The sequence below is a fragment of the Nocardiopsis coralli genome, from assembly GCF_014892575.1.
Lineage (GTDB): Bacteria > Actinomycetota > Actinomycetes > Streptosporangiales > Streptosporangiaceae > Nocardiopsis > Nocardiopsis coralli.
Genome location: NZ_JADBGI010000017.1, coordinates 66,351 through 91,667, shown reverse-complemented (window position 1 = coordinate 91,667; position 25,317 = coordinate 66,351). Strand labels below are relative to the sequence as shown.

Sequence of the window (25,317 nt, the reverse complement as noted above, 5' to 3'; positions counted from 1 at the left end):
CTGTGGCGACGACCGTGCCCCTGGCCACAACCGGCCATCCGGGACCACCGGAACGGACGACCGCTGCCCGGCCCCGGAGAGCTGCGCGCGCCTGAGGCGGTCATTCCTCGCGGGAGGCCGGCACACAGAACTCGTTGCCCTCGGGGTCGGCGAGCACGTCCCAGGGGTGCTCGCCGGTCTGGCCCACCTCCACGCGGGTGGCACCCATGGCGAGCAGGCGCTCGATCTCGGCGTCCCGGTCGTCGTCCACGTGCGGGGCGAAGTCCAGGTGCAGCCGGTTCTTGGTCGCCTTGTCGTGCTCGACCGGCACGAACACCAGCCCCGGCGGCACCTGGTGGAAGGGCAGCGTCGGGCCGAGTTCCCCGGCCCACGGCGGCACCAGGACGACCTCCTCCTCGGTGTCGAAGCGGATGTCCCAACCGATCGCCCGGGCCCACCAGGCACCGAGCGCCCGGTGGTCGCGTGCCTCGATCACGGTGGTGTACCAGCGAAGCGCCATGGACGGCTCCTGTCGTCGCGGACAGCCGACCTTGTCCCCGGGCGCCGTGAATCCACCTGAACTCTCGCCCTCCCGGGACCACGGCCCGATAACGTACTGGTGCAGGCCGGATGGCACGATCGTGCTGCTCACTGTTTTCCGGAAGACGAAACAGCATGACAAGCGGCAGATTGATCGGGCGGTCCGCGCGCAGAAGGTTTGCGCCGCTGAGCATGCCGGTCCGGTCGTGGGGCGCTACGAGAGGCGGACGTGATGGCTGGTTACCACACACGTTGGATCCGTCGGGATGTCGTCACTGAAGAAGACCCGGAGCGCATTGCCATACGGGAGGCCCTCGCGTTCGGTAAGGCTCTGTACGACCGTAGGACAGCGCTCGGGCTCTCCGTCGAGGACCTGGCAGCAGAGCTCGCCATGGCGCCCGACGACGTCGAGTGCATCGAAGAAGGCGGGACCCCTCCCACCGTCGCCCTGTTGAGGCGGCTCGCGGCGGCACTGGACGCCGATGTCAGGTTGACCCCCGGGGATGAGGAAGACGCCGTCCGGTTCGAACCACACGCGGCCTGAGAGTGCCATCCGGCGCCGGCACGCACAGCGGTGCCCCCGCCGGAACGCTCCGGCGGGGGCACCCTTCGGTCTGTGACCAGGTCGGACGACCCTAGTCCAGAGGGCCGCCCGAAACGTAGATGACCTGCCCGGACACGTAGCCGGCGTCCTCACCCGTGAGGAAGGCGATCGTGTTGGCGATGTCGTCGGGCTGCCCCGCGCGCCGCACGGGGATCTCCGCCTCCTTGAACGCCTTCATCTCGTCGAACTCGATCCCGATGCGCTCGGCGGTCGCACGCGTCATCGCAGTCTCGACGAAACCGGGGGCGACGGCGTTGCAGGTGACGCCGAACTTGCCCAGCTCGATGGAGAGCGTCTTGGTGAAGCCCTGCAGGCCGGCCTTGGCGGTGGAGTAGTTGGCCTGGCCCCGGTTGCCCTGCGCCGAGGAGCTGGACAGGTTGACGATGCGTCCCCACCCGTGCTCGGTCATGTGGGCCTGGGCCGCCTTGCTCATCAGGAACGCACCCCGCAGGTGCACGTTCATGACGGTGTCCCAGTCCTCCACCGACATCTTGAAGAGGAGGTTGTCGCGCAGGACCCCGGCGTTGTTGACCAGGATCGCGGGCGGGCCGAGGCGGTCGGCGACGGTCTTGACGGCCGAGTCGACCTGGTCGGGGTCGGAGACGTCGCAGCCCACGGCCAGGGCGGTGCCGCCCTCGGCTGTGATGCGGTCGACGACCTCCTGGGCGTCGGACTCCTTCAGGTCCAGCACGGCGACGGAACGACCCTCACGTGCGAGGCGCTCGGCGGTGGCGGCTCCGATCCCGCGGGCCGCTCCGGTCACGATCGCCACTCGAGGTGTTGCGGACATAGGTGCGTGTACCTCCATCTTTCACGCGGTGGGCGCGGAGGAATCCTATCCCCATGCCTGCCGGTCGGTAAGTGTCCGGGGTCCCCTTGAGGGAGGTCCCAGCGGCGCGCGGAGAACTTTTCCGGCCACCGCGACCAGGGAATTGTCCGTGCACGTGCACCGGGTTTCCGGTTTCCCTGATCTTTCGCGGGCCGTGGCCTACGATTGCCTGCAAGAGTCAGATGCACGTGCATACGACCCGTGCACGGGCACGCGCCCGGAGAGGGGTGGAAGGCATGGAGTGCGCGGAGGCGATCACCGAACCCGCCCGAGGGTGGTGGCTCAGGGTCCTCACGCACGGTTCCCGGCGCTGGAACACGCCTGTCTGCGGCGACACACACGACGCCGTCACATGGACCTTCGATCCGCGGCCCCACACGGTGGGCGTCGCACGTGAGATTTCCGAGGCCCTTCTGCACGAATGGGAGATGCAGTACTTGTCCGGGGGTGTCATGGTCGTCGTTTCGGAATTGGTGACCAATGCCGTCCGGCACGGGGTACCCTCCTCCTCCGGTCGGCGCCGCGACCGGGATATTCAGCTCTCCCTCATGCGCAGCGGAGGTGAATTCATCTGCGCGGTTCGCGACGGATCCGATACCTTGCCCCGCAGAAGGCAGACCGACCTCACCCTGGAAGGGGGACGGGGGCTTGCCTTGGTGAGTGCTTTCGCGCGAGAGTGGGGGGTGATTCCCACACAGCCCGGAGGAAAGTTCGTCTGGGCGCAATTCGTGTGAGCCCCGAGGCCGGCGCCCACGGTGCAGCGCCCCGGGCACGGACCCCGGCCGGTACGGACCGGCCTCCCCGCAGGGGTCCGGGGGTCGCGGTGGGCCGAGCGGTCCGGGAGGGGACGTCCTCGGTCGGAGGGGCTCGATCCGCAAAGGCCCTGTCGTGTATGTGTAGTCTCCCGTCCGTACCCCCGAACTCTCCTGAACTCGGATACCCTTGTGCGGCGGAATGACAGAGAGGCGGCGAACGTGGATATCGCTCGATTGCGTGCGGGGAGCGGCCCCACTGTGCGTCGCATGCTCCTCGGCCACGAGCTGCGTGAGTATCGCGAGGCGCGTGGTATCTCCCGCGAGGACGCCGGAGAGCGCATTCGTGCCTCGGCGTCGAAGATCAGCCGTATGGAACTGGGCCGCGTCGGTTTCAAAGTGCGCGATATCGAGGACCTCCTCAAGATGTACGGGGTCACCGACCGCACGCGCATGAAGGCCTACCTCCAGATGGCCAAGGAGTCGAACGAGCCCGGGTGGTGGAAGCGCTACGGCGATTCCCTGCACAAGTGGTTCACCCGGTACGTGGGCTTCGAGGAGGCCGCCGACCACATCCGTGTCTACGAGTCCCAGTTCGTGCCGGGGCTGCTGCAGACCGAGCCCTACGTCCGTGAGGTCATCTCCGCCGGGAACGCCTCCGACGAGGTCACCGAGCAGCGCATCCAGGCCAGGCTCGAGAGACAGAAGCGCGTCGAGGAAGACACCAAGATGCGCATGTGGGTGATCCTCGACGAGGCCGCCGTGCGCCGTCCGGTCGGCGGGCAGACCGAGCAGGGTCTGAGCATCATGAGCGGCCAGATGCGCCGGCTCATCGACCTCGCGGAGAACTACCCCAACATCACGATCCAGATCGTCCCGTTCTCCGCCGGTGTGCACGCCGCGGAGGCCGGTTCCTTCACGATTCTGCGGTACTCGGAGTTCGAGCTCTCCGACCTGGTCTACCTGGAGAACCTGACCGGCGCCGAGATCGTGGACCGCCGCCCGGCCGTGGAGGCCTACACCAAGGCGATGACGGGCCTGAGCGTGGCCGCGGCGACCCCCGAACAGACCAAGGACATGCTCAAGGAGATCCTCGACGAGCTGGAGAAGGGGCGCTCCGCCACCGGCGAGTGAGTGCCGAACCCTCCGTGTGCGGCGTTCGCGGGACCGACATCCTCCGTGCGGTCCCGGGGCGCCGCTCCGTCGTGTCCGGGGGTTTGCTGTGTGGGGCCGCTGTGCGGTGCCGTCGATCCGGCCCCTGTCGTCCTCGGGCGCTGCGCGCCCGTGCGGAAACCTCGCCCGGGGCCGCGTCCGGCTGCGCGCCGGCCGGAGCGGCCCCGCAGGGTACGTGCCCGCGGCGGTCAGCCGAGGAGGTTGTCGAAGTCCCCGTCCTTGGCGCCCAGGATGAGGCAGTCGATCTCCTCCTGCGTGTACACCAGGGCGGGCCCGGACGGGAAGCGTGAATTGCGCACGGCGATGGACCCGTCTCCGAGCCGGGCCATCTCGACGCAGGCGCCTTGCGAGTTGCTGCGTCGGGCCTTCTGCCAGGCGGCACCGGTCAGCTCGGTCGCGCGGACACCGTTGTGTGCGGTCATGATTGCTCCTTCTCTCGAGGGGATGAAGTCGCGTGCTGATGCACTGCCAAATGCACGTGCAGAAGCACTGACACGTTCACAAGCATAGCGTGACCTCGGCCACGTGTCCGGGGGTTTCCAGTGATGTAAGCGCGATGTAATCAGCGGCCCGGAAGTGCGCTGTGAGCTGGGGTTGCACGGGGCTGCAATTCGAGAACGCGCAGGTCACAGGGGTATATCAGGGGACTGCGCTGTCGGAGCAGGAACCGGGCAAGCGGGCCGAAACGGTGACACCTGAGCCGGGGGAGCGGCGCCCCGAGGGGCGCTCGAGAAGCGGTCCGGGGCCCGCCCCGGGGACCGAGGAAACGGTCCGGGGCCCGCCCCGGGGACCGAGGAAACGGTCCGAGAGCGCGGGCCCACCGACCCTCCGGAACGACGAACGGGGTGGGCGGAACACGTCCGCCCACCCCGTCGAGAGGTTCATCCGATCAGCTGCACTCGAGCGCGCCGGTCAGCGCCTCCAGGTTGCCGCGCATGATCGAGGGGTAGTCGTCGCCGGGGGAGTCCTCGGTGACACCCTCGAGCGGGTCGAGCACCTCGACGTCGGCGCCGGTCTCCCCGGCGATGGTTTCCGCGGTCTCGGCCGGCATGAGCGGCTCGGTGAAGACCGTGTTGATGTCGCGCTCCTCCACCACGTCGGAGATCTCGGCGATCTGTGAGGGGGAGGGCTCGGTGTCGGGGTCGACGCCGCTCACGCCCACCTGCTCCAGGCCGTGGGCCTCGGTGAGGTAGGTGAAGGCGGTGTGGCCGACCACGACGTCGTGGTGCTCGCAGGAGGCCAGGCCCTCGTCGTACTCCTCGCCGATCGCCGCGAGCTCCTGGGAGACCTGATCGGCGTTGGCCTCGTAGGCGTCGGCGCCCTCGGGGTCGACCTCGCCCATGCGCTCGGCGAGAGCTGCCGCGGCCTCCTCCATGCGCTCGGTGTCGAGCCAGAAGTGCGGGTCGTGGTCGCCGTGGTCGTGGTCGTGACCGTCGCCGCCCTCGTCCTCGTGCTCATGGTCGTGCTCGTGGTCATGGCCGTCGTCGTCGCCCTCGATGTCCTCGACCGGGATCAGGTCGACCACGCTCGCGACGTCGAGCGCGGTGTCGGAGGCCTCCTGGTCCACGGCCTCGTCCACGGCGGGCTGGAGCCCGTCGACGTAGAAGGCGATGTCGGCCTCGCTGACCTCGCCGATCTGGCGCCCGGTCAGTTCCAGGTCGTGCGGCTCGGCGCCCGGCTCGGTGAGCTGGCTGACGGAGACACGCTCGCCCCCGATCTCGGTGGCCAGCCACTCCAGCGGGTACACGCCGGTGACCAGCGTCATCTCCGCTTCCTCAGGGGAGACCCCGTTGGCCTCGCTGCCCTGCCCGCCACAGGCGGTGAGTGTCATCAGTGTGGCGGCGCCGACGGCAGCGGTCCGCACGGTGGTCCCAGTTCGCATGCCTCAATGATCGGGAGAATGAAAACGGTTGTCAATTTGTCCGTATTGGGTACGCGTCACACGGGAGCGCAGGGCACGACCCCGAGACCGTCCCCGGAACCCCGCCCTGGCGGAAGGAAGGTCCCGTCACCGCGCCTCGGCGAAGCGTTCCACCTCGTTCGTGCGCCCCGCCACGACGATGAGGTCGTCCTCGTGCAGCACGGTGTCCTGGGTGGCGTAGGTGAACGGCTGACCCGGGCGTTTGACCGAGACGACCGTGATCCCGAACTCCTGCCGCACCGCGGTCGTGCGCAGCGGCCGGTCCAGCAGGAACCCGGGCACGGTCGACTTGATGAGGGAGAAGCCCTCCTCCAGCTCCACGTAGTCCAGCACCCGCCCCGACAACAGGTGCGCGACCCGCTCGCCCATGTCGTGCTCGGGCAGCACCACCCGGTGCGCGCCGATCTGCTCGAGGATGCGCCCGTGCCTGCGGCTGGTGGCCTTGGCCCAGATGAGCGAGACCCCCATGTCGACCAGCAACGACGTGGTCAGGATGCTCTCCTCCAGGTGGGAGCCGATCGCCACGACCGCGCGTGTGAACTGCGGTGCCCCGATCTGGCGCAGCGCCTCCTCGTCGGTGGAGTCGACCACCGCCGCGTGGGTGAGCGCCTCGGCGTAGGTCTGCACCAGGCGCGGGTTGGCGTCCACGGCCAGCACCTCCCAGCCGTGGTTCATCAGCTCCAGTGACAGGGAACTGCCGAACCGCCCCAGGCCCACGACCAGGACCCCGCGGTCCTTGTTCCGGCTGCGTCTGTGGTTCACGTCGTCCTCCTCGGTCGGGTGCGCCCTCGCGCACGCGTCAGCCGATGATCGGTCGGGACTCGGCCAGCCCGTAACGCCGGCGCCGGTCGCGCATGGCCAGCGCGGTGACGAAGGTGATGGGGCCGATGCGCCCGGCGACCATGAGCACCACCAGCATGATCTGGGCCCACGGGGGCAGCTCGGGGGTCAGGCCGGTGGACAGGCCCACGACGCCGAACGCGGAGACCACCTCGAACAGCACCGGCAGGAACCGGTGGGTGGTCGCGGTGAGCAGCAGCAGCGTCGCGAACGCCACGACCGTCCCGGACAGGAACACCAGGCTCAACGACTGGCGGATGACCGACGTCGGCAGCTGGCGGTCGAACACGTGCACGCTGTCGTGCGAACGCACCTCGGCCACGACCACGAAGAAGATGACGGCGAGCGTGGCGACCTTGATACCGCCCGCGGTACCGGCGCTGCCGCCGCCCACGAACATGAGCATGATCGTCATCAGGAGCGTGGCGTCCTCCATCTCCGCGACGGGGACGGCGTTGAGGCCCCCGCTGCGCGGCACGACCCCGTGGAAGAACCCGTCGACGATCCGCCCCCACCAGTCCTGCGGGCCGAGGGTGCCCGGGTTGCTCCACTCCAGTGCCGTGACCCCCAGGCAGCCGAAGACGAGCAGCACCCCGGAGGCGGCCAGGGTGATCTTGGTGTGCAGGCTCCACACACGCGGCAGCCGGAACCGGTGCCACAGCTCGATGAGGACGGGGAACCCGATCCCGCCGAGGATCACCGCCAGGGCGATCGGGCCCAGCACGAACACGTCACCGGAGAACCGCACGAGGCTGTCGTCGTAGAGCGAGAGCCCGGCGTTGTTGAAGGCCGAGACCGAGTGGAAGAGCCCGGAGTAGAGCGCTTCCGACGGGGCCATGCCGTGCGCCAGCCACAGCCGCGGGGTGATGAGCACGAACGTGGCGCCCTGCACCACCAGGAAGATCAGCAGGACCCGGCGCACCAGGCCGCGCACGTCCCCCACCCACAGGCTGCGGGTCTCGGCCTGCACGTTGAGCTGCATGCGCAGGCCGAACCGGTGCACGACGGCGGTTCCGAGCAGCGCGGCCAGCGTCATGATGCCCATGCCGCCGACCTGCATGAGCACGAGCAGGACGCCTTGCCCGAACGCGCTCAGGTCCGTGCCGACGGAGACCACGCTGAGCCCGCACACCGACAGCGCCGTGGTCGCGGTGAACAGCGCCTCCACGAAGCCGAGCCCTTCACCCCCGGAGACGGCGTAAGGATGCATGAGCAGGAAGGTGCCCACGAGGTCGACGGTGACGAAGAGGAGCAGGAAGACCCGCGCCGGTTGGAGCCAGCCGCGGGCCTCGTCGAACAGGCGGCGGGAGCGCTGCAGCGCACGGCGGGGATCGCGGTCCCTCACCACGGGTTTCCGGGGCGTGCGGCCATGGGGGTGTCCTCCTGCGGGTGCGGCACGCGTCGCATTGTTCCAGAGGGTGAGCGGGCGTCACAGGTGCCGCGCGCCCTCGTGGTCGAAGTGGCCCGGCGGCTCGAGCTGCAGCGTGGAGTGTTCGACGTCGAAGTGGCCGGACAGGCACGCGTGCAGCTGGTCGAGCATGAGCCCGGTGTCGGCCAGGTCCTCCTCGCGCACCACCACGTGCGCCGACATGACCGGGACCCCGGAGGTGATGGTCCAGGCGTGCAGGTCGTGCACGTCCACGACGGCGGGGTGGCGCAGCAGGTGGTCGCGCACCTCGGCCAGGTCCATGTCCTTGGGCGTGGCCTCCAGCAGCACGTGCACCGCCTCGCGCAGCAGGTTCCACGCACGCGGAACGATGATCGCCGCGATGAGCAGGGACACGAGCGTGTCGGCCTGGCTCCAGCCGGTCAGCCACACGATCGCGCCGCCGGCGATGACCCCGATCGAGGCCAGCGCGTCACCCATGACCTCCAGGTAGGCGCCCTTGACGTTGAGGCTCTCCTTGGCGCCCGAACGCAGCACGAACAGGGCGATGATGTTGAAGGTCAGCCCGAACGCGGCCACCAGCATCATGCCGGGGCCGGAGACGTCGGCGGGCTCCTGCAGCCGGTTGACGGCCTCGTAGGCGATGAAGCCGCACAGCACGAACAGCACGATCGCGTTGACGGCGGCGGCGAGGATCTCCGCGCGCTGGTACCCGAACGTGCGCCGGTCGGTGGCGGCTTTGCCGGCGATCCACACCGCGAAGAGCGCGAGGGCGATCCCGAAGGAATCGGTGACGGTGTGCCCGGCGTCGGCGAGCAGGGCGAGGCTCCCGCTGTAGGCGGCGCCGATGACCTGCACGACCGCGACGGTCAGCATCATGCCCAGGACGATCGCCAGCCGGCCGCGGTTGGCGGTTCCGGCGGTCACATGTCCGTGGTCGTGGCCGGCCCCCATGGGCGCACCTCCTCAGAAACAGTTCAGTCGCCACTGTTTATACAGCCTGCAGTGTCTATACACCAAACTTTGTACAATGATTTTCATGTTGACCTCCACCCAGCGCCTCGACGCGATCCAGCGGCTCGGGCGTGCGCTGTCGGACCCCACGCGCTCCCGGCTCCTCCTCGCCCTCCTGGAGGGGCCGAACTACCCGGCGGGCCTGGCCGACCAGCTCGGCCTCACCCGCCAGAACGTCTCCAACCACCTGGCCTGCCTGCGCGACTGCGGCCTGGTGCGTACCCACGCGCGCGGGCGCCAGGTGAGCTACGAGCTGGTCGACGCCTCCCTCGCCCACGCACTGGAGGACCTGCTCCAGGTGGTGTGGGGCACCTCGCGCTCCCACCAGAGTCCCGCCGGCAGGATCGACCCGGCCTGAGGGCGCGCCGATCCCGGGCCGCGCTCGCCGTCGGTCCGGCCTTCCCTGTCCCGCCCCGCGCTGACGATCGCCCCCCGTGTGCGGCAGGACGCTCCCCGCGTCCGCCGGCTCTCCCGGTAGGCGCCCTACTTGCGGATGGCCGAAAATGGCCACTGTGAGGTCCGCTACAGCCGTGAGGCCCCTGGGGTGCGTGTGGAGGCCCACCTCAGCAGGGGGAATCTTCGACTTTCGCCCGATGTCCCTAACTTTGGTCGGGGAATGACCCCGACCGAAGGCTGACGTGACCCTGAGAGTTCCCTGAACCCGCCCGGGTGCGCCGGTCTTCCGATATAACGCGACGTAGGGTGAATCGTGCGCCCGGCGGAGACGACACCCTCCTCTGAGCCGGGCGCGAGCGAAGACGCGGTCCGGGCTGTTGTCGACGGCCCGGCCCTCACCGACTCCCCACACGACGACACGAACGCCCACCGGTGCGCGGCGCGGTGCGCCCGTGTGCTCAGCGGCGGACGGGCGCAGGTGAGGCCCGCGTCGCCACCGGTATCCCGGCGGGGCCCCTGACGGGGGCGGCCCCCGCCGGCCACACGCCTGACGAAGGAGCGAGGACCTCTCATGTCCAGATTGGCCACCGGAACCGGCGGAGGGGGCGTGCCCTGTGCCGGGCGCACGTGCCGCCGGGCACGACCGGAAGGGGTGGCGGAGTGAACCGTATGGCGACGATGTCGCTCGGAAACCGGGCGCTCGTACTGCTCATCACCCTCGCGGTGCTCTTCTTCGGGACCTTCGCGGCCGCCTCGGCCAAGCGGGAACTCTTCCCGGACATGGACCTGCCCATGGTCATGGTCAGCGCCAACTACGAGGGCGCGACCCCGCAGGTCGTCGAGAGCCAGGTCACCGAGACGCTCGAGCAGGCCGTCCAGGGTGTGGAGGGCGTGGAGAGCGTCACCTCTACCTCGAGCACCGGCAGCGCCCAGATCATGGCCGAGTTCGACTACGGCCAGGAGCAGGACGCCGTCGTCCGCGAGACCCAGGTGGCCGTCGACCAGATGGCCGGGATGCTCCCCGACGACGTCGACCCCGAGGTCATGTCCATGAGCATGGACATGATGCCGGCCATGATGATGGCCATCGGCACCTCCAACGGTGACGAGGCCGGTCTGGTCTCCACGGTCGAGAACGTGCTCATCCCCGACATCGAGTCGGTGCCCGGTGTGCGCTCGGCCAGCCTCTCCGGCACCGCCGAGGAGCGGGTGGAGATCGACCTGGACGACGACGAGCTCGAGGACGCGGGGCTCTCCTCGCAGGACGTCACCGACGCCCTCGAGGCCAACGGCCTGGTGCAGGCCGGCGGCAACGTCGACGAGGGCGACCGCACCCTCAGCGTCACCACCGGCGAGGAGTTCACCTCGCTGACCCAGATCGAGGACGTGTGGGTCCAGCCCTCGCAGGGCGTGGACGAGTCCGCCGAGATGCCGGGCGCCCCTCCGGCCGCCCAGCCGGAGCCGGTGCAGGTCAGCGAGATCGCCGAGGTCACCCTCCAGGAGGAGGACACCCAGACCATCGCGCGCCTCGACGGTGAGCCCAGCATCGCCCTCATGGTCATGGCCACCCCCGACGGCAACACCGTCGAGATCTCCGAGGGTGTCCACGACGTGCTCGACGAGCAGTCCGACCTGCTCGGCGACGACGTCAACGTCGGGGTCGTCTTCGACCAGGCCCCGTTCATCAACGACTCGGTCTCCGACATGCTGGAGGCCGGCGGTTACGCCCTGATCGCGTCGATCATCGTGATCCTGGCGTTCCTGCTCTCGATCAGGTCCACGCTCGTGGTGGCGGTGTCCATCCCGACGTCGGTGCTGGCCGCCTTCGTCGGTATGGCCGGGTTCGGATTCACGCTGAACATGCTGACCCTGGCCGCCATCACCATCGCCATCGGGCGCGTGGTCGACGACTCCATCGTGGTGTTGGAGAACATCAGACGCCACATGAGTTACGGCAAGGAACGCATGGCCGCCGTCAAGGACGGTGTCGGCGAGGTCGCCACGGCCGTGGCCTCCTCGTCGCTGGCCACCATCGCGGTGTTCCTGCCCCTGGCCTTCGTCGGCGGCATGGTCGGCGAGATCTTCATGCCGTTCGCCGTCACCAGCGCACTGGCCCTGGGCGCTTCGCTCCTGGTCGCGCTGACCATCACGCCGGTGCTGTGCTACTGGTTCCTGCGCCCGCGCGAGGTCGGCGACCGCAGCCAGGAGGAGATCCAGGCCGAGCAGTCCGAGGCCGAGAAGCGCACGCCGATGCAGCGCCTCTACCTGCCGATCATCCGCTGGATCACCACCAAGCGCCGTTCGGCCACCGCCCTGACCCTGGCGGCGAGCGTCATCATCATGGGCGGCACCGTCGCCATGGCCACCAACGCCGAGACCGACTGGCTCGGTGAGGCGGAGGAGAACAACTACTTCGCCGTGCAGGAGCTGGAGCCGGGCACCTCGCTCGCGGCCGCCCAGGAGGAGGCCGAGCAGGTCGAGGAGATGCTCTCCGGTATGGCCTGGATCGACACGTTCCAGACCAACATCGGCGGCGACCCGATGATGGGCGGCGGGACCGGCGGCGGTGTCGACCAGATCGACTACACCATCACCGCCGACCCCGAGACCGACCAGATCCGCAACCGCGACGTGCTCCGCGAGGAGTTCGCGCAGATGGACACCGAGAACGAACCCCGCATGGACGCCATGGGCGGCATGGGCGGTTCCGACCTCGAGGTCCAGGTCACCGCCGACGACCAGGAGACCCTGGCCGAGGCCACCGGGATCGTCGAGGACGCCATGCGCGACATCGACGGCGCCGAGGACGTCACCAGCGACCTGAGTGAGACCCAGTCCTCGCTGGAGGTGCACGTCGACGGTGAGGAGGCCGCCGAGTACGGGCTCAACGAGGCCACGATCGGTCAGATGCTGTCCGCGGCCTTCAACGGCCAGGAGGTCGGCAACGCCACCCTCGACGAGGTGCGCCACGACATGGTCGTGCTCACCGACGAGGCCCCCGAGACCCGCGCCCAGCTGGAGGACTTCGAGCTGACCGCGCCCACCGGGGACGACCTCGTGCTCTCCGACGTCGCCGACGTCGAGGAGGTCGAGCAGCCGCCGGAGCTGACCCGCATCGACGGGGTCACCAGCACCAGCGTCACGGCCGCCGCCACCGGTACCGACCTGGGTGCGGTGAGCATGGAGATGGACGAGACGCTGAACGACCTCGACCTGCCCTCGGGCGCCTCGGTCAGCATCGGCGGCGTGAGCCAGGACCAGACCGAGGGCTTCGCGCAGCTCGGCCTCGCGATCCTGGCGGCGATCGTCATCTCGTACCTGATCATGGTCGCCACGTTCAAGAGCCTGATCCAGCCGCTCATCATGCTGGTGTCGGTGCCGTTCGCGGCCACCGGTTCGCTGGGTCTGCTGCTGCTCACGAACACGCCGCTGGGCGCGGCCGCCCTGATCGGCATGCTGATGCTCATCGGCATCGTCATCACCAACGCCATCGTGCTCCTGGACCTCATCAACCAGAAGCGCAGGCAGGGCATGGAGATGGGCGAGGCGATCGTCGAGGGCACCCGCCACCGTCTGCGGCCCATCGTGATGACCGCGGTCGGCACGATGGTCGCGCTGGTGCCACTGGCCACCGGTATCGCCGGCGGCGGGGTGTTCATCTCCGGTCCGGTGGCGATCGTGGTCATCGGTGGTCTGTTCACCTCGACGGTGGGCACGCTCGTGCTCGTCCCGGTCCTCTACCAGCTGGTGGAGTGGCGCCGGGCCAAGCGTGAGGCCAAGTGGGCCGCGCGTTACGAGCGCAAGCGTCAGCGCCGCGCGGAGAAGGCCGCGAAGGCCGACTGACCCACGGTCGGAATGAGACGCGGGTCACATTCACTGGGGTGGATGTGACCCCGCCGTCCCCGTGGCGGGTCCGGGAAGGGCCCGCCACGGGGACGTTTTCATTCGTGCCCTCCCGCGATGGCCGGTTGCGGCCACGGGGTCGGCCTCCCCTGCCGCCGGAGAGCCGATTTGTGCTATCCGGGCAGTCCAGGCACTCTTTCGAGACATGAGTGAAACGAAGAAGAGCCTCGACGACCTCGTCCGTGACGAGCTCGGCGACGAGCCCTCCCAGGACGCCAAGGACTACGCCCGACAGCTCTACGAGCGCTACCGCATTCCCCACACCGACACCACCGACGACGAGACCGCCGACGACGGCAACGAGAAGCCCGCCGAGGGGTCGGCCTCCTCCGACAGCTGACGGGGCCGCACACGCTCGCTCACGCCGGTTCAACGGCGTCTTCAACGGCGTCGGTGCGTCCGCCTCCCCGTCGGCCCCGGATCCCCGCGGTCGTGTTCAGGCGGGCTCGTCGTCGCTCCACTCCAACTCGAACCAGACTTCGCGGCCCCTGCCGTCCCGGCGGGGCTCGCTCCCCCACTTGCTCGCCAGCGCCTCGACCAGATCCAGGCCCCGACCGTTCTCGGACGTGTCGTAGGGGTCCCGGTGCTGGGGCGCGGGCGTGCGGCTCAGGTTTCCCAGGTCCCTGACCTCCACGCGGGCCCACCCCGGGGCCGTGCTGACCCGGATCTCGAACTTCCCGGTCTGTTCCCCGGATGCGCTGTGGGTGATCGCGTTGGTGGCCAGTTCACTGGTCAGGAGTGCCGCGGTGGTCGCTTCGGGTGAGTGCTTGAGGTGTCGTGCCACGAATCGTCGTGCGTGGGAGATCTGATTGGGCAGCCCGGGGAAGCGTCTCCGGTCTGCTCGACTGGTGTGGTCGTTCATGGTGCTCGCCGGTCGTCGGAGGGGCGCGGATGAGAGGTCGGGGACCGGTGGGTCCTCCGGCGATGGCTGCACGGTCAGGAGCGGACTGCTGTTCGCTGGCGTCTCACACATCTCTACTTCCCGAGTGGACGTGCGCGGCCCGGTCGCGTCCGTGCCCGGTCGCGGGTCACGGCGCGGCGTCGCGCACCCAGGTCGGAGCCCCCTGGGTCAGGGAGGGGAAGCGGTGTCGTGGGGAGAGCCGGGCGGCCTCCCGTGCTGGTCGGTCGTCTACGACGGCGGACGTGCCCGACGACACTGAAGGGCGCGTGCGGTTACAGAGCATACGCTTTGTCGCTTTTCGGTGACCCGACGACCCCGCGTTCAGCCAGGGTAGCCGGGTGTGAGCTGGAGGAAGAGGGGTCGCAAGCCGGTTCGGGGCGGCCCGGAACGCGTGAGCCGGTGACTGGTGGGGCGCGTGTGACTCGGTAACGATCCGGTCACATATGTGCTGCCGGTCAAGGTCTTGCGTCCCTTGTGTCCGGAGCGTCAGGGTATGGGGATGTCCGCCCCCCGCACCCCTGTCACCCCTGTTCCGCGCGGTCACGGCATCGTCCTGGACCCCGCCACGCGCTTGGCCGACGAAGGGCACCTGCTCCTCGGCGGGCGGCCCACCCGCGTGGTGCGGCTGAGCGCGCCGAAGGTCAGCATGCTGCTGTGCTGGATGGCCGGAGCCACCCCCGCCGCACCCGAGGCCCGCGCCCTGGCCGCGCACCTGGTCGCCGCGGGCCTGGCCCACCCCGCCCCGCCACCGCCCCGTACCGCCGGTGCTGCGCACCTGGAGTCCCCCGGTCCGGACGAGGGCCGTGCCCTCGCCGGCTCACAGCCGGAGGGCGCCGCCTCCTGCGGCCCGCCGAGTGTGCCCGTCGAGGCCTCCGGCTCCGACGGGCCCGGGGCCGACCGCGCCCTGGGTGCTGCGCACCAGGGGTCCGGTATCGGGGGAGGGCCGGGGCAGGCCTTCGGCCTGGACGAGGTCCCGCATGAGGGCCGCCCTGCTGGTGCTGCGCACCGGGGGAACACCGGCCCGGACGACGGCCGTGTCTCCGGAGACATGCAAGTGGAGGCTGCCGCCTCCGGCGGCCCGAGTGTGCCGGGCGAGGTCCCCGGCTCGGCCGGTGCCCCTGAGGCGGGCCGAACCCCCGGTATGCCGCAGAGCGGCGGGCATGGCTGGGCGTCCGAGGAGGGCGATTCCGGGGGCGACGACGTGCTCGTGCTCGTCCCGGTCGGGGTGTGCCCCGAGCCCGGATGGCTCGCGCCGGCGCTGGCCCACCTGGACGACCCGCGCGTGGGTGCCGTCGTGCCCAGCGCGTTCGTGGACGAGCAGGACCGCGGCGACACCGGTCCGCTCCGCGCCGGGCTGGCCGCCCTGCTCACCCGGCTGACGCTGCCCGAGGCCCTCGGGGCGTCCGGTGGGTGCGCCGACGGGCATGCGGTCGAGCACACCTGCGACGATCCGCCCCGCCGGGTTCCGGCGCTCGTGGTGCGGCGCAGCGCGTTGCTCGCCCCGGGTGCCGCTCCTCCCGCCCCCGAAGCGGACACCGCACACCTGCCGCCCGCCGGGGTTCTCTCTCGGACACTCCCGCCCACTCTGCCCGGGGCGCTCGTCGCGTCCGGATGGTCGGTGCGCCACGAACCGCGCTCCCGTGTGCGCGTCGAACCCCTGCGCGGTGTCGGCGCCTACCTCTCGGCCTCCTTCGAGCTCGGCGCCGACGCGGGGGAGCGCGCAGCCGGGCCCCGGGTGAGCTGGGTGGGTATGGCCGCCCTGGCCCTGGCGCTCGCGGGGCGCCCGGCCGGCGGGGCCTGCCTCGCTCTCGCGGGGTACACGACTGCAGCCGCTGCGCACCGCCTGCCCCCGGCGACCGCCGTGCGCGCGGTCGGCGCGTGTGCGTCCGACGACGCCCGTGCGCTGGTGCGCGCCGCCGAACAGGGCTGGGCCCCCGTCGCGGGCGCGCTGGTCCTGCGCCACCCGGTCGCCGCGGCCGCGGTGGTGGCCTCGGCGGCGCTGACCGGCCGCTCCACCCCCGCGCGTTCGGCCGCCGTGGCCGCCGGGGCGGTGGCACGCACGGTCGGAACGTGGTGGGGCGCTTGGCGTGCGCGCTCGGCAGCAGCCCTCGTGCCCCGCGTGCACACCCCGCTGGCCGCGCGCCGCCCGTCCCGGTGTTGAGTCCGGCTTCACCCGGGAGGTGAGCGTTGCTCAACCTTGCCATTACCCTGAGTGAAAGTGGTACGCGGTGCATTTCCGGCGTCGATGCGGCCTTTGGCGCTGGTGGTCAAGGTGTCGGAGAGTCTCCTGTGAAGGGAGCGTTTCCTGTGTGTTGCGGGAAATGGCACCTGAGGTCCGGGTCGCGCCGGGGGCTGCGCATAACGGTCAACGGTGTTGACTCCGCGGGTGTCCCGGCGCGCCACATCTCCTGTGTGGTAGGGGCTTCCGTGTCACGATCCTTCGTGGTAACGATGCCCGTCGAAGGTTCGACAAAATGCGAGGTGAGGGTCGCCTGAATTGGCGGCGTTGTCTTTTCTTGATGCGCTGGTTACCGCCAGGTGTCTAGTGGTCCCGCAGAATCATGACATTCCGGTCACTGATCGTGGTCCGGTAGGAAGTGTGAATCGGCAGTCACCGGGAGTCACCCCCACCGGTGGTCGCGGGATCACCGGAGCTGGACGAGAACCCCCGGATCAGCTCACGGCCCCGCCCCCCGGGGTCCCTGTTGCGTGACCGACCACAACGCAGACAAGCGCCGGGCTCGGCTGTGAGGTTCGGAGATAGTTTTGGGCAAGTTCCTGGCCAGGCGGCTGTTGAACTACGTCGTGTTGATCTTCCTCGCGACGAGTTTCGCCTACGTGCTCGCCGCGACGAACCTCGCGCCACGCGACTACTTCGAACAGATGCAGCCGCCGCCCGATCCCGAGCTGGTCAACGCCCAGCTCGACCGGCTCAACCTCAACGACCAGACGCCGCTGGCCGAGCGCTACGTCACCTGGATGGGCGGGGCCCTCACCGGTGACTTCGGCCAGACCATCCAGGGCGGCAGCGTCACCGACCAGATGCTCATGAAGGCCGGGGTCACACTCCGGCTCATCGTCGTGGCCACCCTCATCGGCAGCTTCATGGGCATCGCCATCGGCGCCTACGCGGCCATCCGCCAGTACCGCGCCTTCGACAAGGCCGCCACCGGCGCCTCCTTCTTCGTGCTGTCGATCCCCACGGTCGTCATCGCCATCGTCATCCAGGTCGGCGCCGCGGCCTTCAACGACTTCATCGGGTTCCAGTTCTTCCGATATTCGGGCGAATACACGGCCGGTATCCAGGGCGAATGGTGGGAACTGCTCATCAACCGCGTCTACCACGCGATCCTGCCGACCCTCGTGCTCGCGCTCGCCCTGTTCGCCGCCTTCGCCCGCTACCAGCGCAACATGATGCTGGACGTGCTCGGCTCCGACTTCGTGCGCACCGCCATGGCCAAGGGGCTCACCCGGCGCAAGGCCCTGTTCAAGCACGCCCTGCGCACCGCGATGATCCCCACCATCACCTACTTCACGTTCACGTTCGGCATGCTGGTCTCCGGAGCGACCTTCACCGAGAAGATCTACGCCTGGCACGGCATGGGCGCCTGGCTCATCGACTCCATCGCCCGACAGGACGTGCACGTGGTCGCCGCGGTCTCCTGGTTCATGGCGGTCACGATCATGCTGGCCTCGTTCCTGTCCGACATCCTCTACGCCTGGCTCGACCCGAGGGTGAGGGTGTGATGAGGACCGGAACCCGCCACCCCCGCAACACCCAGCCCCCGAGCCCCACCTCGGCCGCCCCGTTGGAGACCACGGCATGAGCTCGACCACCGAACGCCCCGACCGGGGCAGCCAGACCGAGGCACCGGCCGTGCCCCCGGCCCCCAGCCGCCTCAAGGACGTCCTGCGCCAGCTGATCGCCACCCGCCGCGTCATCATCGGGTTCGCGATGCTGGCCGGCCTGGCCCTGCTCGCCTTCCTCGGCCCCGTCATCAGCCCCTGGGGCATCACCGAACGGGACTACCTCGCCACGCTCGATGGCCCTTCGCCCGAGCACTGGTTCGGCACCAACCGCACCGGACAGGACATCTTCACCCAGTCCGCAGCCGGTCTGCAGAAGTCCCTGCTCATCGGCCTGCTCGTCGCGATGATCTCCACCGCCGTGGCCGCGCTCGTCGGCGCCTTCGCCGGCTACTTCGGCGGACTCACCGACCGCGCCCTGATGTGGGTGGCCGACCTCGCGCTGGTCCTGCCCAGCTTCGTGATCCTGGCGATCCTGTCCAAGCACTTCATGGGCGCCAGCGGCTGGCTGATCCTCGTCGTGCTCCTGGCCGGGCTCAGCTGGATGGTCACCTCCAAGATGGTGCGCGGCATGACCATCTCGCTGCGGGAACGCGAGTACATCCACGCCGCCCGCTTCATGGGCGTGCCACCGCGCAAGATCATCCTGCGCCACATCCTGCCGAACATGTCGTCCCTGCTCATCGCGGACGCCACCATCATGGTCAGCACCGCGATCATCGGTGAGACCGCGCTGAGCTACTTCGGCCTGGGTGTGCAGCCGCCCGACATCACCCTGGGCATCGTCATCGCCGACGGCGCCAACTTCGCCACGACCGCCCCGTGGATGTTCCTCTTCCCCACGGCGCTGCTCGTGCTGTTGGTGCTCGCAGTCAACATGATCGGGGACGGGCTGCGCGACGCCCTCGACCCGACCTCGAAGTCGCGCCGGTCCTAGGGGGAACACAGCACCATGAGCATCGACACCATCGAAGGGCACGGGCCCGCACCCGAGGCCGGCGCCACCGCTGACACCCCCGTCCTGGAGGTCACCGACCTCAACGTGACCTTCCGCGGGTTCGGCAACAACCCCGACGTCAACGCCGTGCGCGGCGTCAGCTACAGCGTCCGCAGCGGCGAGGTGCTCGGCATCGTCGGCGAGTCCGGCTCCGGAAAGTCGGTCTCCTCCATGGCCGCCATGGGCCTGCTGCCCGACCACGCGAACATCACCGGGTCGGTACGCCTGCACGGCGAGGAGATCCTCGGCCTCGAGGACAAGGTGATGGCCCGCAAACGCGGCAAGGTCATCTCCATGGTCTTCCAGGACCCCCTGTCGGGCCTGACGCCCGTCTACACGGTCGGCGACCAGCTCGCCGAGGCCGTCACCACCCACGACAAGAAGATCCCCAAGGCCAAGGCGCGCGAGCGGGCCGTGGAACTCCTCGACCTCGTGGGCATCCCCAACCCCGAGCACCGGTACCGGTCCTTCCCGCACGAGTTCTCCGGGGGCATGCGCCAGCGCGTCATGATCGCCATGGCCATGGCCAACGACCCCGACGTCATCATCTGCGACGAACCGACCACCGCCCTGGACGTGACCATCCAGGCGCAGATCCTCGACCTGCTGCGCACCGCACAGAGCGAGACCGGCGCCGCCATCGTGATGATCACCCACGACCTCGGCGTCGTGGCGGGCTTCGTCGACCGGCTCCTGGTCATGTACGCGGGCCGCCCGGTGGAGATCGGCACCGTCGACGAGATCTACTACGGCAGCCGCATGCCCTACACCATGGGCCTGCTCGGCGCCGTGCCCCGCATGGACCTCGAACGCCAGGGCGCCCTCGTACCCATCAAGGGCAACCCGCCCTCGCTCACCGACCTGCCTCCCGGCTGCCCGTTCGCGCCGCGCTGCCCCATCGCGCAGCCCGAGTGCGACCTGGCCGAGCCCGAACTGCTCACGGTCGGCGCCCAGCCCTCCGCCGAGACCATCCGCGCCACCTCGGAGGAGAACGGGCAGGCGCCCGCGCAGGTCGAGGACACCGGGGACCGCCGCGTCGCCTGCATCCGCTCCGGCGAGATCGAGACCAACGACTGGACCGCCCAGGACATCTACCCGGTGCCCGACATCCCCGAGGCCGAAGGGACCGGGGGCGAGCGCGAGCACCGCGCCGAGGTGCTGCGCGTGCACGACCTCATCAAGCACCACCCCCTCATGAAGGGCGCCGTGCTCAAGCGCCGCGTCGGCACGGTCTACGCCGTCGACGGCCTCGACTTCGACATCCGCGAGGGCGAGACCCTGGCGCTGGTGGGGGAGTCCGGGTGCGGCAAGTCCTCCACACTCATGGAGATCCTCGGCCTGGAGAAACCCCAGCGTGGATCGGTCGAGGTCATGGGGCGCGACGTGTCGACGCTGTCCAAGGCCGAACGCTTCGCCCTGCGCAAGGACATGCAGATCGTCTTCCAGGACCCGATGAGCTCCCTGGACCCGCGCATGACGGTCTTCGACATCATCGCCGAGCCCCTGGTCACGCACCGGGTGCCGCAGGACGAGATCACCCGGCGCGTGTACGAGCTCGTCGGCCTGGTCGGGCTCAACACCGAGCACGTCACCCGGTTCCCCGCCGAGTTCTCCGGCGGCCAGCGCCAGCGCATCGGTATCGCCCGCGCCCTGGCCCTGGAACCCAAACTCCTCGTGCTCGACGAACCGGTCTCCGCCCTGGACGTGTCGATCCAGGCCGGCGTCATCAACCTGCTCGAGGAGCTCCAGGCCCAACTCGGGCTGGCGTACCTGTTCGTGGCGCACGACCTGTCGGTGGTCCGGCACATCGCCGACCGGGTCGCGGTCATGTACCTGGGGCGGATCGTGGAGATCGGCGACACCGACTCCCTCTACAAGAGCCCCTCGCACCCCTACACCCAGGCGCTGCTCTCGGCCATCCCGGTCCCCGACCCGGAGAAGGAACGCGGCCGCGCCCACATTGTCTTGGACGGCGACCTGCCCAGCCCCGCAAACCCGCCTTCGGGTTGCAGGTTCCGTACGAGGTGCCAGAAGTTCGTCACGCTCTCCGCACACGATCAAGAACAGTGCACGAACGTGGAACCGCAGATTCTCCCCGTCAATGGCGGGGATCAAGGTTCTGCCTGCCACTTCGCCGAGCGGCAGGAGGGGGCCGTGTGAGCGGCCGCCGAGGTTCCGTCTGGCAGGGCCGGCGCCGTCCCGCGCGCTGGTCGACGCATCCCTAGGAGGAAAACCCCCATGCGAATCGGGAAGTGGCGTTATCTCGCCCCCGCCGCAGCCCTGGTCCTCATGGCCAGCGCCTGCGGCTCCGACGACGGCGACGGCCAGGGCGGCCAGGAGGAGGCCGAGGCGCTGCCCGCCTCGGACCTCAACCCGGCCGACCGCGACGACCTGCAGGACGGCGGCGACTTCGTCTTCGCCCTCAGCGAGTACGAGGATCAGCACAACCTGGCCCACGTGCAGGGCAACAAGGCCGACGTGCGCCGTGTCATTGCCGCGGCCATGCCCTCCGCCTCGAACTTCGACGAGGAGGGCGGGTACGAGAACAACCCGAACTACGTGCTCGACTACGGGGTCAGCGACGACGGCCTCGAGGTCTGGTACGAGCTGAACCCGGACGCCGAGTGGTCCAACGGTGAACCGGTCACCTGGGAGGACTACGAGGCCAACGCCATCACCCGAAGCGGTGAGCGCGACGGCGACTTCGAGCTCGGTTCCACCGTGGGTTACGAGCGCATCGAGTCGGTCGAGCAGGGCGACGACGAGTTCTCGTTCACCCTGCAGCTGAGCGAGCCCTACGGCGAGTGGCCCACGTTCTTCAACGAGCTCTACCCGGCCGAGTCCATGGACGACGACGAGGCGTTCGCGGAGGACTACTACCGCGACCTGCCGCTGACCGCCGGCCCGTTCGGGGACGCCGAGTTCGACGAGGTCGCCGAGCGCATCACCCTCCACAAGAACGAGGACTGGTGGGGCGAGGAGCCCAAGCTCGACCGCATCATCTTCGACGCCATGGACAGCGACGCCATGGCCGGCGCCTTCGACAACGGCGAGATCGACGCCTTCTACCTGGGCTACGACGCCGCCGCCTACCAGCGCCTGGAGGAGCAGGAGGGCGACGGCGCCTACTTCACCCGCGCCGTCAACCACGGCCACCGGTTCATCAACCTCAACGGTTCCAGCCCCCGCCTGGAGGACAAGCGGGTGCGCCAGGCCATCGCCCTGACCATCGACCGCGACGTCATGGCCGAGGTCTCGCTGGGTTCGGTGGACTGGCCCATCACCGGTGAGGTCAACCGCCTGCTGCGCTCCAGCCAGCACGGTTACCAGGACAACAGCGGCGACCTGGGCGACGTCGACATCGACCGCGCTGAGGACCTCCTCGACGAGGCCGGCTGGACCCTGGAGGGTGAGGAGACCGTCCGCACCAACGAGGACGGCGACGAGCTCACCATCGACTTCATCGTCTCCGAGGGCCTGGAGATCGCCCAGGACGAGGGCGAGATCGCGCAGGACATGCTCTCCGAGGTCGGCATCGACGTGCAGATCCAGCAGGTCCCGGCCAACGCGCTGTTCACCGAGTACATCACGCCGGGCAACTTCGAGATGGCCGCGTTCGTGCTCACCGGGCAGCACCCGTTCCACAGCGGGACCAAGGGCAACTACGGCGGCCCGCTCGACGAGGACGGCGAGGACTGGGGCAACAACAACAGCCAGCACTCCACGCCCGAGATCAACGACCTCTTCGACGAGATGGCCGAGGAGACCGACGAGGACCGCTACGCCGAGCTCGCCAACGAGATCGACGCGGCGCTGTGGGACGAGGTCGTGACCATCCCGCTGTACGAGCGCCCCGGCTTCTGGGTCATGGACGAGAACCTGCACAACTTCGGTGAGTCCGGCCTGGCCGTCGAGTGGATCTACGAGGACATCGGCTGGGCGGCCGAGGGCGAGTAACACCCGTCCACCCGCTCCACCCGGAACCGGCCGGTTCCCCACGGTGAACCCCGGGGCGCCGTGCCTCCCCAGCGGAGGTGCGGCGCCCCTGCGCGTGTGCGGGATCGCCTGCTGTGCCGGGTGTCCGGGCGCGTCGCCGGTTCGGATGATGCGACAATCGGGGGCACCATCCCCCGCGGATCGCGCCGCCCTCCACCCCCGCTCGCTGGAAAGTTCCCGATGCGACTGCACCCGACCGTCCTGCAGGTCCCTCTCGCACTGCTGTGCGCGGCGCTCGTCGCCTGCTCGCAGCAGCCCGACCCCGGGCCCTCGGACCCGCCCGTCGGCGCCGACGCCGACCCCGAAGAGGCCGACGAGTCCAGTCCGCCCCCGGAGGACGAGCAGCCCGAGACCCCCGTCGGCTGGGCCACCGAACCCGCGCCCGCCGATGACGAGGGGGACGGCGACACCGAAGCGTCCGGCGAGCCCGAGGACGGCGGCGGCGTGACCGGGGGAGGCGACGCCGACCCGGTGACCGCCACTGACGCCGACGAGCTCAGCGCGCACCTGGAGGAGGACGGCCCCCTCGTCGTCGAGCTGCAGGGCGCCATCGAGCTCGACGGGGACGTGCAGGTGCCCTCCGACACCACGCTCGTGGCATCCGACGAAGGCGCCGCGCTCACCGGCGGCGGACTGGTCGTGGACGGGGCCGACAACGTCGTGCTCACCGGCCTGTCCTTCGATGCTGACGGCACCGCCGTGGCTGTCCGCGGCGGGGCGAGCAACGTGTGGGTGCACCGGTCCACCTTCACCGGCGACGACGGGACCCTGCTCGAGATCGCCGACGGCGCCGACCACGTCACCGTGGCCTGGAACCGCTTCACCGAGGCCGCCTCCGCCCTGACCATCGGCGGCGCCGACGACGAACCCGGTGCGCTCCACGTGACCGTGCACCACAACCACTTCGACGGCACCGCGGGCCACCACCCCCGCGCCCGCAACGCCGAACACGTGCACGTGTTCAACAACTACTTCCGCTCCAACGGCGAGTACGGGGTGGAGTCCGCCCACGCCTCGAACGTGCTGGCGGAGGGCAATTACTTCCAGAACTCCGAGCTCTCGGTCACCCCCGACGAGGACGAACCCGGCAACATCGAGGCCCGCGACAACCTGCTCGTGGACACCCCGCAACCCGAGATCCGAGGCGAGGTGCCCGACCCGCCCTACGTCTACGAGCTCGACCCCACCACGGAGGTCCCCGACCTGGTCGCGGACGGGGCCGGCGTGCCCGAGTGAGCGGGCTCCCCGGGTCGAGCCGGACGCGCTCAGGAGAGTGCGTGCACGTCGTAGGTCTCGCCGGTCCCCGCCCCGTCGTCGTGCACGAACCGGCGGGGGAGGCCGTCCGTGTCGATCCACAGGTCGAACCCGGTCTCCTCCACCGGTGAGAGCACGTTCTCCTGTCCCTGCGGGTCGTATCCGCCCACCAACGCAGTGAAGGTGCCGGTGTAGCGGTGCGCCGGCACCCGCTCCGAACCCTGCGAGTCCCCGTCGGCGGGGTCGTCGGACAACGGAACCAGGTCGGTGTACTCCTCGCCCTCGTACCGGAGGTCCTCCGAGGAGGCCAGCACCTCCCAGAGCTTGGCCGAGGCGAAACCGCGCGAGCACAGGTACGCATCGGCGTCGGAGGGCTCCTCGATCACCGACGGCTCCGGATCGCCCGGCCCCGCCGCCATCGAGCACCGCCCGTCGTCCGCCCCGTGGCGCACCACCCGGGTGCCGTCCACCGCGGTGAAGGTGTGATCGAACCGCGGCTCCGACCCGGAGTCGAAGACGGCCCGCCCGTGCCCGCGCTCGGCCGAACCGGGATCGAGCGAGGCCAACCCCACCGACGCGTCCGTTCCCGCTCCGTGCACGAAGAAGACCACCCGGAACCCCTGCGCCGCGTCCACCCTCAGCGCCGCCGAGCGCACGAACTCCTCCGCCTGTGCCGGATCGCTCGCCTCCACCGGCGGGGCCGCCGACAGCGGCCGGGGTTCCTGCGTGGCCGGTGCCCCGGGTCCCAGGTCGTGTGTGATGACGTGGCCCGCCTGCCACCCGGCCACCACCACGGCCGGGCACAGCACCGCCGCCGCGGCCACCAGCAGCCAGTGGGGTCTGCGCCGCGGCGCGTCGGGTCCGGGGGCGGTCTCGGTGCCGCGATCGGGGGGATTCGTCGACGACACGTCCAGGGCCTCGCTTCTGACGGGAGGAGCCCGAGGGGTCGGCGTACCACGTCCGGGCATGATGCGTACGCGGGGTATGACGCTGCGTCATCGCTTTCCGTTCGAGAACGGGGCGC

At 69.8% G+C, this 25,317-nt stretch carries 21 protein-coding genes; 12 read left to right on the top strand and 9 right to left on the bottom strand.

Annotated features, from left to right (window positions below; all coding sequences use genetic code 11):
* Nucleotides 1-100: 100 nt before the first annotated feature.
* On the bottom strand, nt 101-499 hold the full coding sequence (locus IDM40_RS19030) for a VOC family protein (protein ID WP_193123375.1): 399 nt from the start codon (nt 497-499) through the stop codon (nt 101-103).
* Between the two features lie 252 nt (nt 500-751).
* Between IDM40_RS19030 and IDM40_RS19025 the strand changes: the two genes are divergently transcribed.
* Nucleotides 752-1,063, top strand: a complete 312-nt coding sequence (locus IDM40_RS19025) for a helix-turn-helix domain-containing protein (protein ID WP_193123374.1) — start codon at nt 752-754, stop codon at nt 1,061-1,063.
* A gap of 91 nt (nt 1,064-1,154) precedes the next feature.
* Here IDM40_RS19025 and IDM40_RS19020 read toward each other — a convergent pair whose 3' ends face one another.
* Nucleotides 1,155-1,913 carry an SDR family oxidoreductase gene (locus tag IDM40_RS19020; RefSeq protein ID WP_193123373.1) on the bottom strand — a complete coding sequence of 253 codons (759 nt, stop codon included), beginning with the start codon at nt 1,911-1,913 and terminating at the stop codon, nt 1,155-1,157.
* 275 nt (nt 1,914-2,188) lie between these two features.
* On the opposite strand from IDM40_RS19020, the gene IDM40_RS19015 reads away from it, so the two are divergent.
* Both IDM40_RS19015 and IDM40_RS19010 read left to right on the top strand, forming a co-directional pair.
* Complete coding sequence (locus IDM40_RS19015) at nt 2,189-2,686, top strand: ATP-binding protein (protein ID WP_017614977.1); 498 nt, start codon at nt 2,189-2,191, stop codon at nt 2,684-2,686.
* A 288-nt stretch (nt 2,687-2,974) separates the two neighbouring features.
* Entirely contained in the window at nt 2,975-3,838 is an 864-nt protein-coding gene (locus IDM40_RS19010; protein ID WP_193123372.1) for a helix-turn-helix domain-containing protein, read from the top strand.
* 227 nt (nt 3,839-4,065) lie between these two features.
* Here IDM40_RS19010 and IDM40_RS19005 read toward each other — a convergent pair whose 3' ends face one another.
* From IDM40_RS19005 to IDM40_RS18985, 5 genes are all read right to left on the bottom strand, one after another.
* Entirely contained in the window at nt 4,066-4,299 is a 234-nt protein-coding gene (locus IDM40_RS19005) for a DUF397 domain-containing protein (RefSeq protein WP_017614975.1), read from the bottom strand.
* A 467-nt stretch (nt 4,300-4,766) separates the two neighbouring features.
* Nucleotides 4,767-5,759 (bottom strand): metal ABC transporter substrate-binding protein, encoded by a 993-nt coding sequence (locus IDM40_RS19000; RefSeq protein WP_193123371.1) that lies wholly within the window; start codon nt 5,757-5,759, stop codon nt 4,767-4,769.
* Nucleotides 5,760-5,885: 126 nt separating this feature from the next.
* Nucleotides 5,886-6,560: a potassium channel family protein gene (locus IDM40_RS18995; RefSeq protein ID WP_193123370.1), complete on the bottom strand. Its 675-nt coding sequence runs from the start codon at nt 6,558-6,560 to the stop codon at nt 5,886-5,888.
* A gap of 37 nt (nt 6,561-6,597) precedes the next feature.
* A complete protein-coding gene (locus IDM40_RS18990) occupies nt 6,598-7,983 on the bottom strand; it encodes a TrkH family potassium uptake protein (RefSeq protein WP_407940010.1) in 1,386 nt (461 codons plus the stop codon).
* An 84-nt stretch (nt 7,984-8,067) separates the two neighbouring features.
* Nucleotides 8,068-8,979 (bottom strand): cation diffusion facilitator family transporter, encoded by a 912-nt coding sequence (locus tag IDM40_RS18985; protein ID WP_193123369.1) that lies wholly within the window; start codon nt 8,977-8,979, stop codon nt 8,068-8,070.
* Nucleotides 8,980-9,064: 85 nt separating this feature from the next.
* Here IDM40_RS18985 and cmtR point away from each other — a divergent pair, with 85 nt between their 5' ends.
* The 3 genes from cmtR to IDM40_RS18970 all read left to right on the top strand — a co-directional run bounded on the left by cmtR (nt 9,065) and on the right by IDM40_RS18970 (nt 13,678).
* Nucleotides 9,065-9,397, top strand: coding sequence for a Cd(II)/Pb(II)-sensing metalloregulatory transcriptional regulator CmtR (gene cmtR, locus IDM40_RS18980; protein ID WP_193123368.1), 333 nt, complete (start codon nt 9,065-9,067; stop codon nt 9,395-9,397).
* A gap of 716 nt (nt 9,398-10,113) precedes the next feature.
* A complete protein-coding gene (locus IDM40_RS18975) occupies nt 10,114-13,278 on the top strand; it encodes an efflux RND transporter permease subunit (RefSeq protein ID WP_193123402.1) in 3,165 nt (1,054 codons plus the stop codon).
* 205 nt (nt 13,279-13,483) lie between these two features.
* A complete protein-coding gene (locus IDM40_RS18970; protein WP_193123367.1) occupies nt 13,484-13,678 on the top strand; it encodes a hypothetical protein in 195 nt (64 codons plus the stop codon).
* 96 nt (nt 13,679-13,774) lie between these two features.
* Here the strand turns inward: IDM40_RS18970 and IDM40_RS18965 are convergent, their stop codons facing one another.
* Nucleotides 13,775-14,200: an ATP-binding protein gene (locus IDM40_RS18965; protein ID WP_193123366.1), complete on the bottom strand. Its 426-nt coding sequence runs from the start codon at nt 14,198-14,200 to the stop codon at nt 13,775-13,777.
* Between the two features lie 538 nt (nt 14,201-14,738).
* On the opposite strand from IDM40_RS18965, the gene IDM40_RS28280 reads away from it, so the two are divergent.
* The 6 genes from IDM40_RS28280 (at nt 14,739) to IDM40_RS18935 (ending at nt 24,275) form a co-directional block, all read left to right on the top strand.
* Nucleotides 14,739-16,400 carry a hypothetical protein gene (locus IDM40_RS28280; RefSeq protein ID WP_235997746.1) on the top strand — a complete coding sequence of 554 codons (1,662 nt, stop codon included), beginning with the start codon at nt 14,739-14,741 and terminating at the stop codon, nt 16,398-16,400.
* Between the two features lie 605 nt (nt 16,401-17,005).
* On the top strand, nt 17,006-17,986 hold the full coding sequence (locus IDM40_RS18955; RefSeq protein ID WP_193123365.1) for an ABC transporter permease: 981 nt from the start codon (nt 17,006-17,008) through the stop codon (nt 17,984-17,986).
* Nucleotides 17,987-18,062: 76 nt separating this feature from the next.
* Nucleotides 18,063-18,983 (top strand): ABC transporter permease, encoded by a 921-nt coding sequence (locus IDM40_RS18950; RefSeq protein ID WP_193123364.1) that lies wholly within the window; start codon nt 18,063-18,065, stop codon nt 18,981-18,983.
* Nucleotides 18,984-18,998: 15 nt separating this feature from the next.
* On the top strand, nt 18,999-21,203 hold the full coding sequence (locus IDM40_RS18945; RefSeq protein WP_193123363.1) for an ABC transporter ATP-binding protein: 2,205 nt from the start codon (nt 18,999-19,001) through the stop codon (nt 21,201-21,203).
* 78 nt (nt 21,204-21,281) lie between these two features.
* Nucleotides 21,282-23,000, top strand: a complete 1,719-nt coding sequence (locus IDM40_RS18940) for an ABC transporter family substrate-binding protein (protein WP_193123362.1) — start codon at nt 21,282-21,284, stop codon at nt 22,998-23,000.
* A 219-nt stretch (nt 23,001-23,219) separates the two neighbouring features.
* A complete protein-coding gene (locus IDM40_RS18935; RefSeq protein WP_193123361.1) occupies nt 23,220-24,275 on the top strand; it encodes a pectate lyase family protein in 1,056 nt (351 codons plus the stop codon).
* Nucleotides 24,276-24,304: 29 nt separating this feature from the next.
* On the opposite strand, the gene IDM40_RS18930 is transcribed toward IDM40_RS18935, so the two are convergent.
* Nucleotides 24,305-25,201, bottom strand: a complete 897-nt coding sequence (locus IDM40_RS18930; RefSeq protein ID WP_328807065.1) for a hypothetical protein — start codon at nt 25,199-25,201, stop codon at nt 24,305-24,307.
* Nucleotides 25,202-25,317: the final 116 nt, after the last annotated feature.

Excerpts from the sequence above, each read along its gene's own strand:
- IDM40_RS19000 (WP_193123371.1), bottom strand. The coding sequence starts at position 5,759 with ATGCGAACTGGGACCACCGTGCGGACCGCTGCCGTCGGCGCCGCCACA.
- IDM40_RS19010 (WP_193123372.1), top strand. The coding sequence starts at position 2,975 with ATGCTCCTCGGCCACGAGCTGCGTGAGTATCGCGAGGCGCGTGGTATC.
- IDM40_RS19030 (WP_193123375.1), bottom strand. The coding sequence starts at position 499 with ATGGCGCTTCGCTGGTACACCACCGTGATCGAGGCACGCGACCACCGG.
- IDM40_RS19005 (WP_017614975.1), bottom strand. The coding sequence starts at position 4,299 with ATGACCGCACACAACGGTGTCCGCGCGACCGAGCTGACCGGTGCCGCC.
- IDM40_RS18940 (WP_193123362.1), top strand. The coding sequence starts at position 21,282 with ATGCGAATCGGGAAGTGGCGTTATCTCGCCCCCGCCGCAGCCCTGGTC.
- IDM40_RS28280 (WP_235997746.1), top strand. The coding sequence starts at position 14,739 with ATGTCCGCCCCCCGCACCCCTGTCACCCCTGTTCCGCGCGGTCACGGC.
- IDM40_RS18975 (WP_193123402.1), top strand. The coding sequence starts at position 10,114 with ATGTCGCTCGGAAACCGGGCGCTCGTACTGCTCATCACCCTCGCGGTG.
- IDM40_RS18965 (WP_193123366.1), bottom strand. The coding sequence starts at position 14,200 with ATGAACGACCACACCAGTCGAGCAGACCGGAGACGCTTCCCCGGGCTG.
- IDM40_RS18970 (WP_193123367.1), top strand. The coding sequence starts at position 13,484 with ATGAGTGAAACGAAGAAGAGCCTCGACGACCTCGTCCGTGACGAGCTC.
- IDM40_RS18950 (WP_193123364.1), top strand. The coding sequence starts at position 18,063 with ATGAGCTCGACCACCGAACGCCCCGACCGGGGCAGCCAGACCGAGGCA.
- IDM40_RS18945 (WP_193123363.1), top strand. The coding sequence starts at position 18,999 with ATGAGCATCGACACCATCGAAGGGCACGGGCCCGCACCCGAGGCCGGC.
- IDM40_RS18935 (WP_193123361.1), top strand. The coding sequence starts at position 23,220 with ATGCGACTGCACCCGACCGTCCTGCAGGTCCCTCTCGCACTGCTGTGC.
- IDM40_RS18985 (WP_193123369.1), bottom strand. The coding sequence starts at position 8,979 with ATGGGGGCCGGCCACGACCACGGACATGTGACCGCCGGAACCGCCAAC.
- IDM40_RS19025 (WP_193123374.1), top strand. The coding sequence starts at position 752 with ATGGCTGGTTACCACACACGTTGGATCCGTCGGGATGTCGTCACTGAA.
- IDM40_RS19015 (WP_017614977.1), top strand. The coding sequence starts at position 2,189 with ATGGAGTGCGCGGAGGCGATCACCGAACCCGCCCGAGGGTGGTGGCTC.
- cmtR (WP_193123368.1), top strand. The coding sequence starts at position 9,065 with ATGTTGACCTCCACCCAGCGCCTCGACGCGATCCAGCGGCTCGGGCGT.
- IDM40_RS19020 (WP_193123373.1), bottom strand. The coding sequence starts at position 1,913 with ATGTCCGCAACACCTCGAGTGGCGATCGTGACCGGAGCGGCCCGCGGG.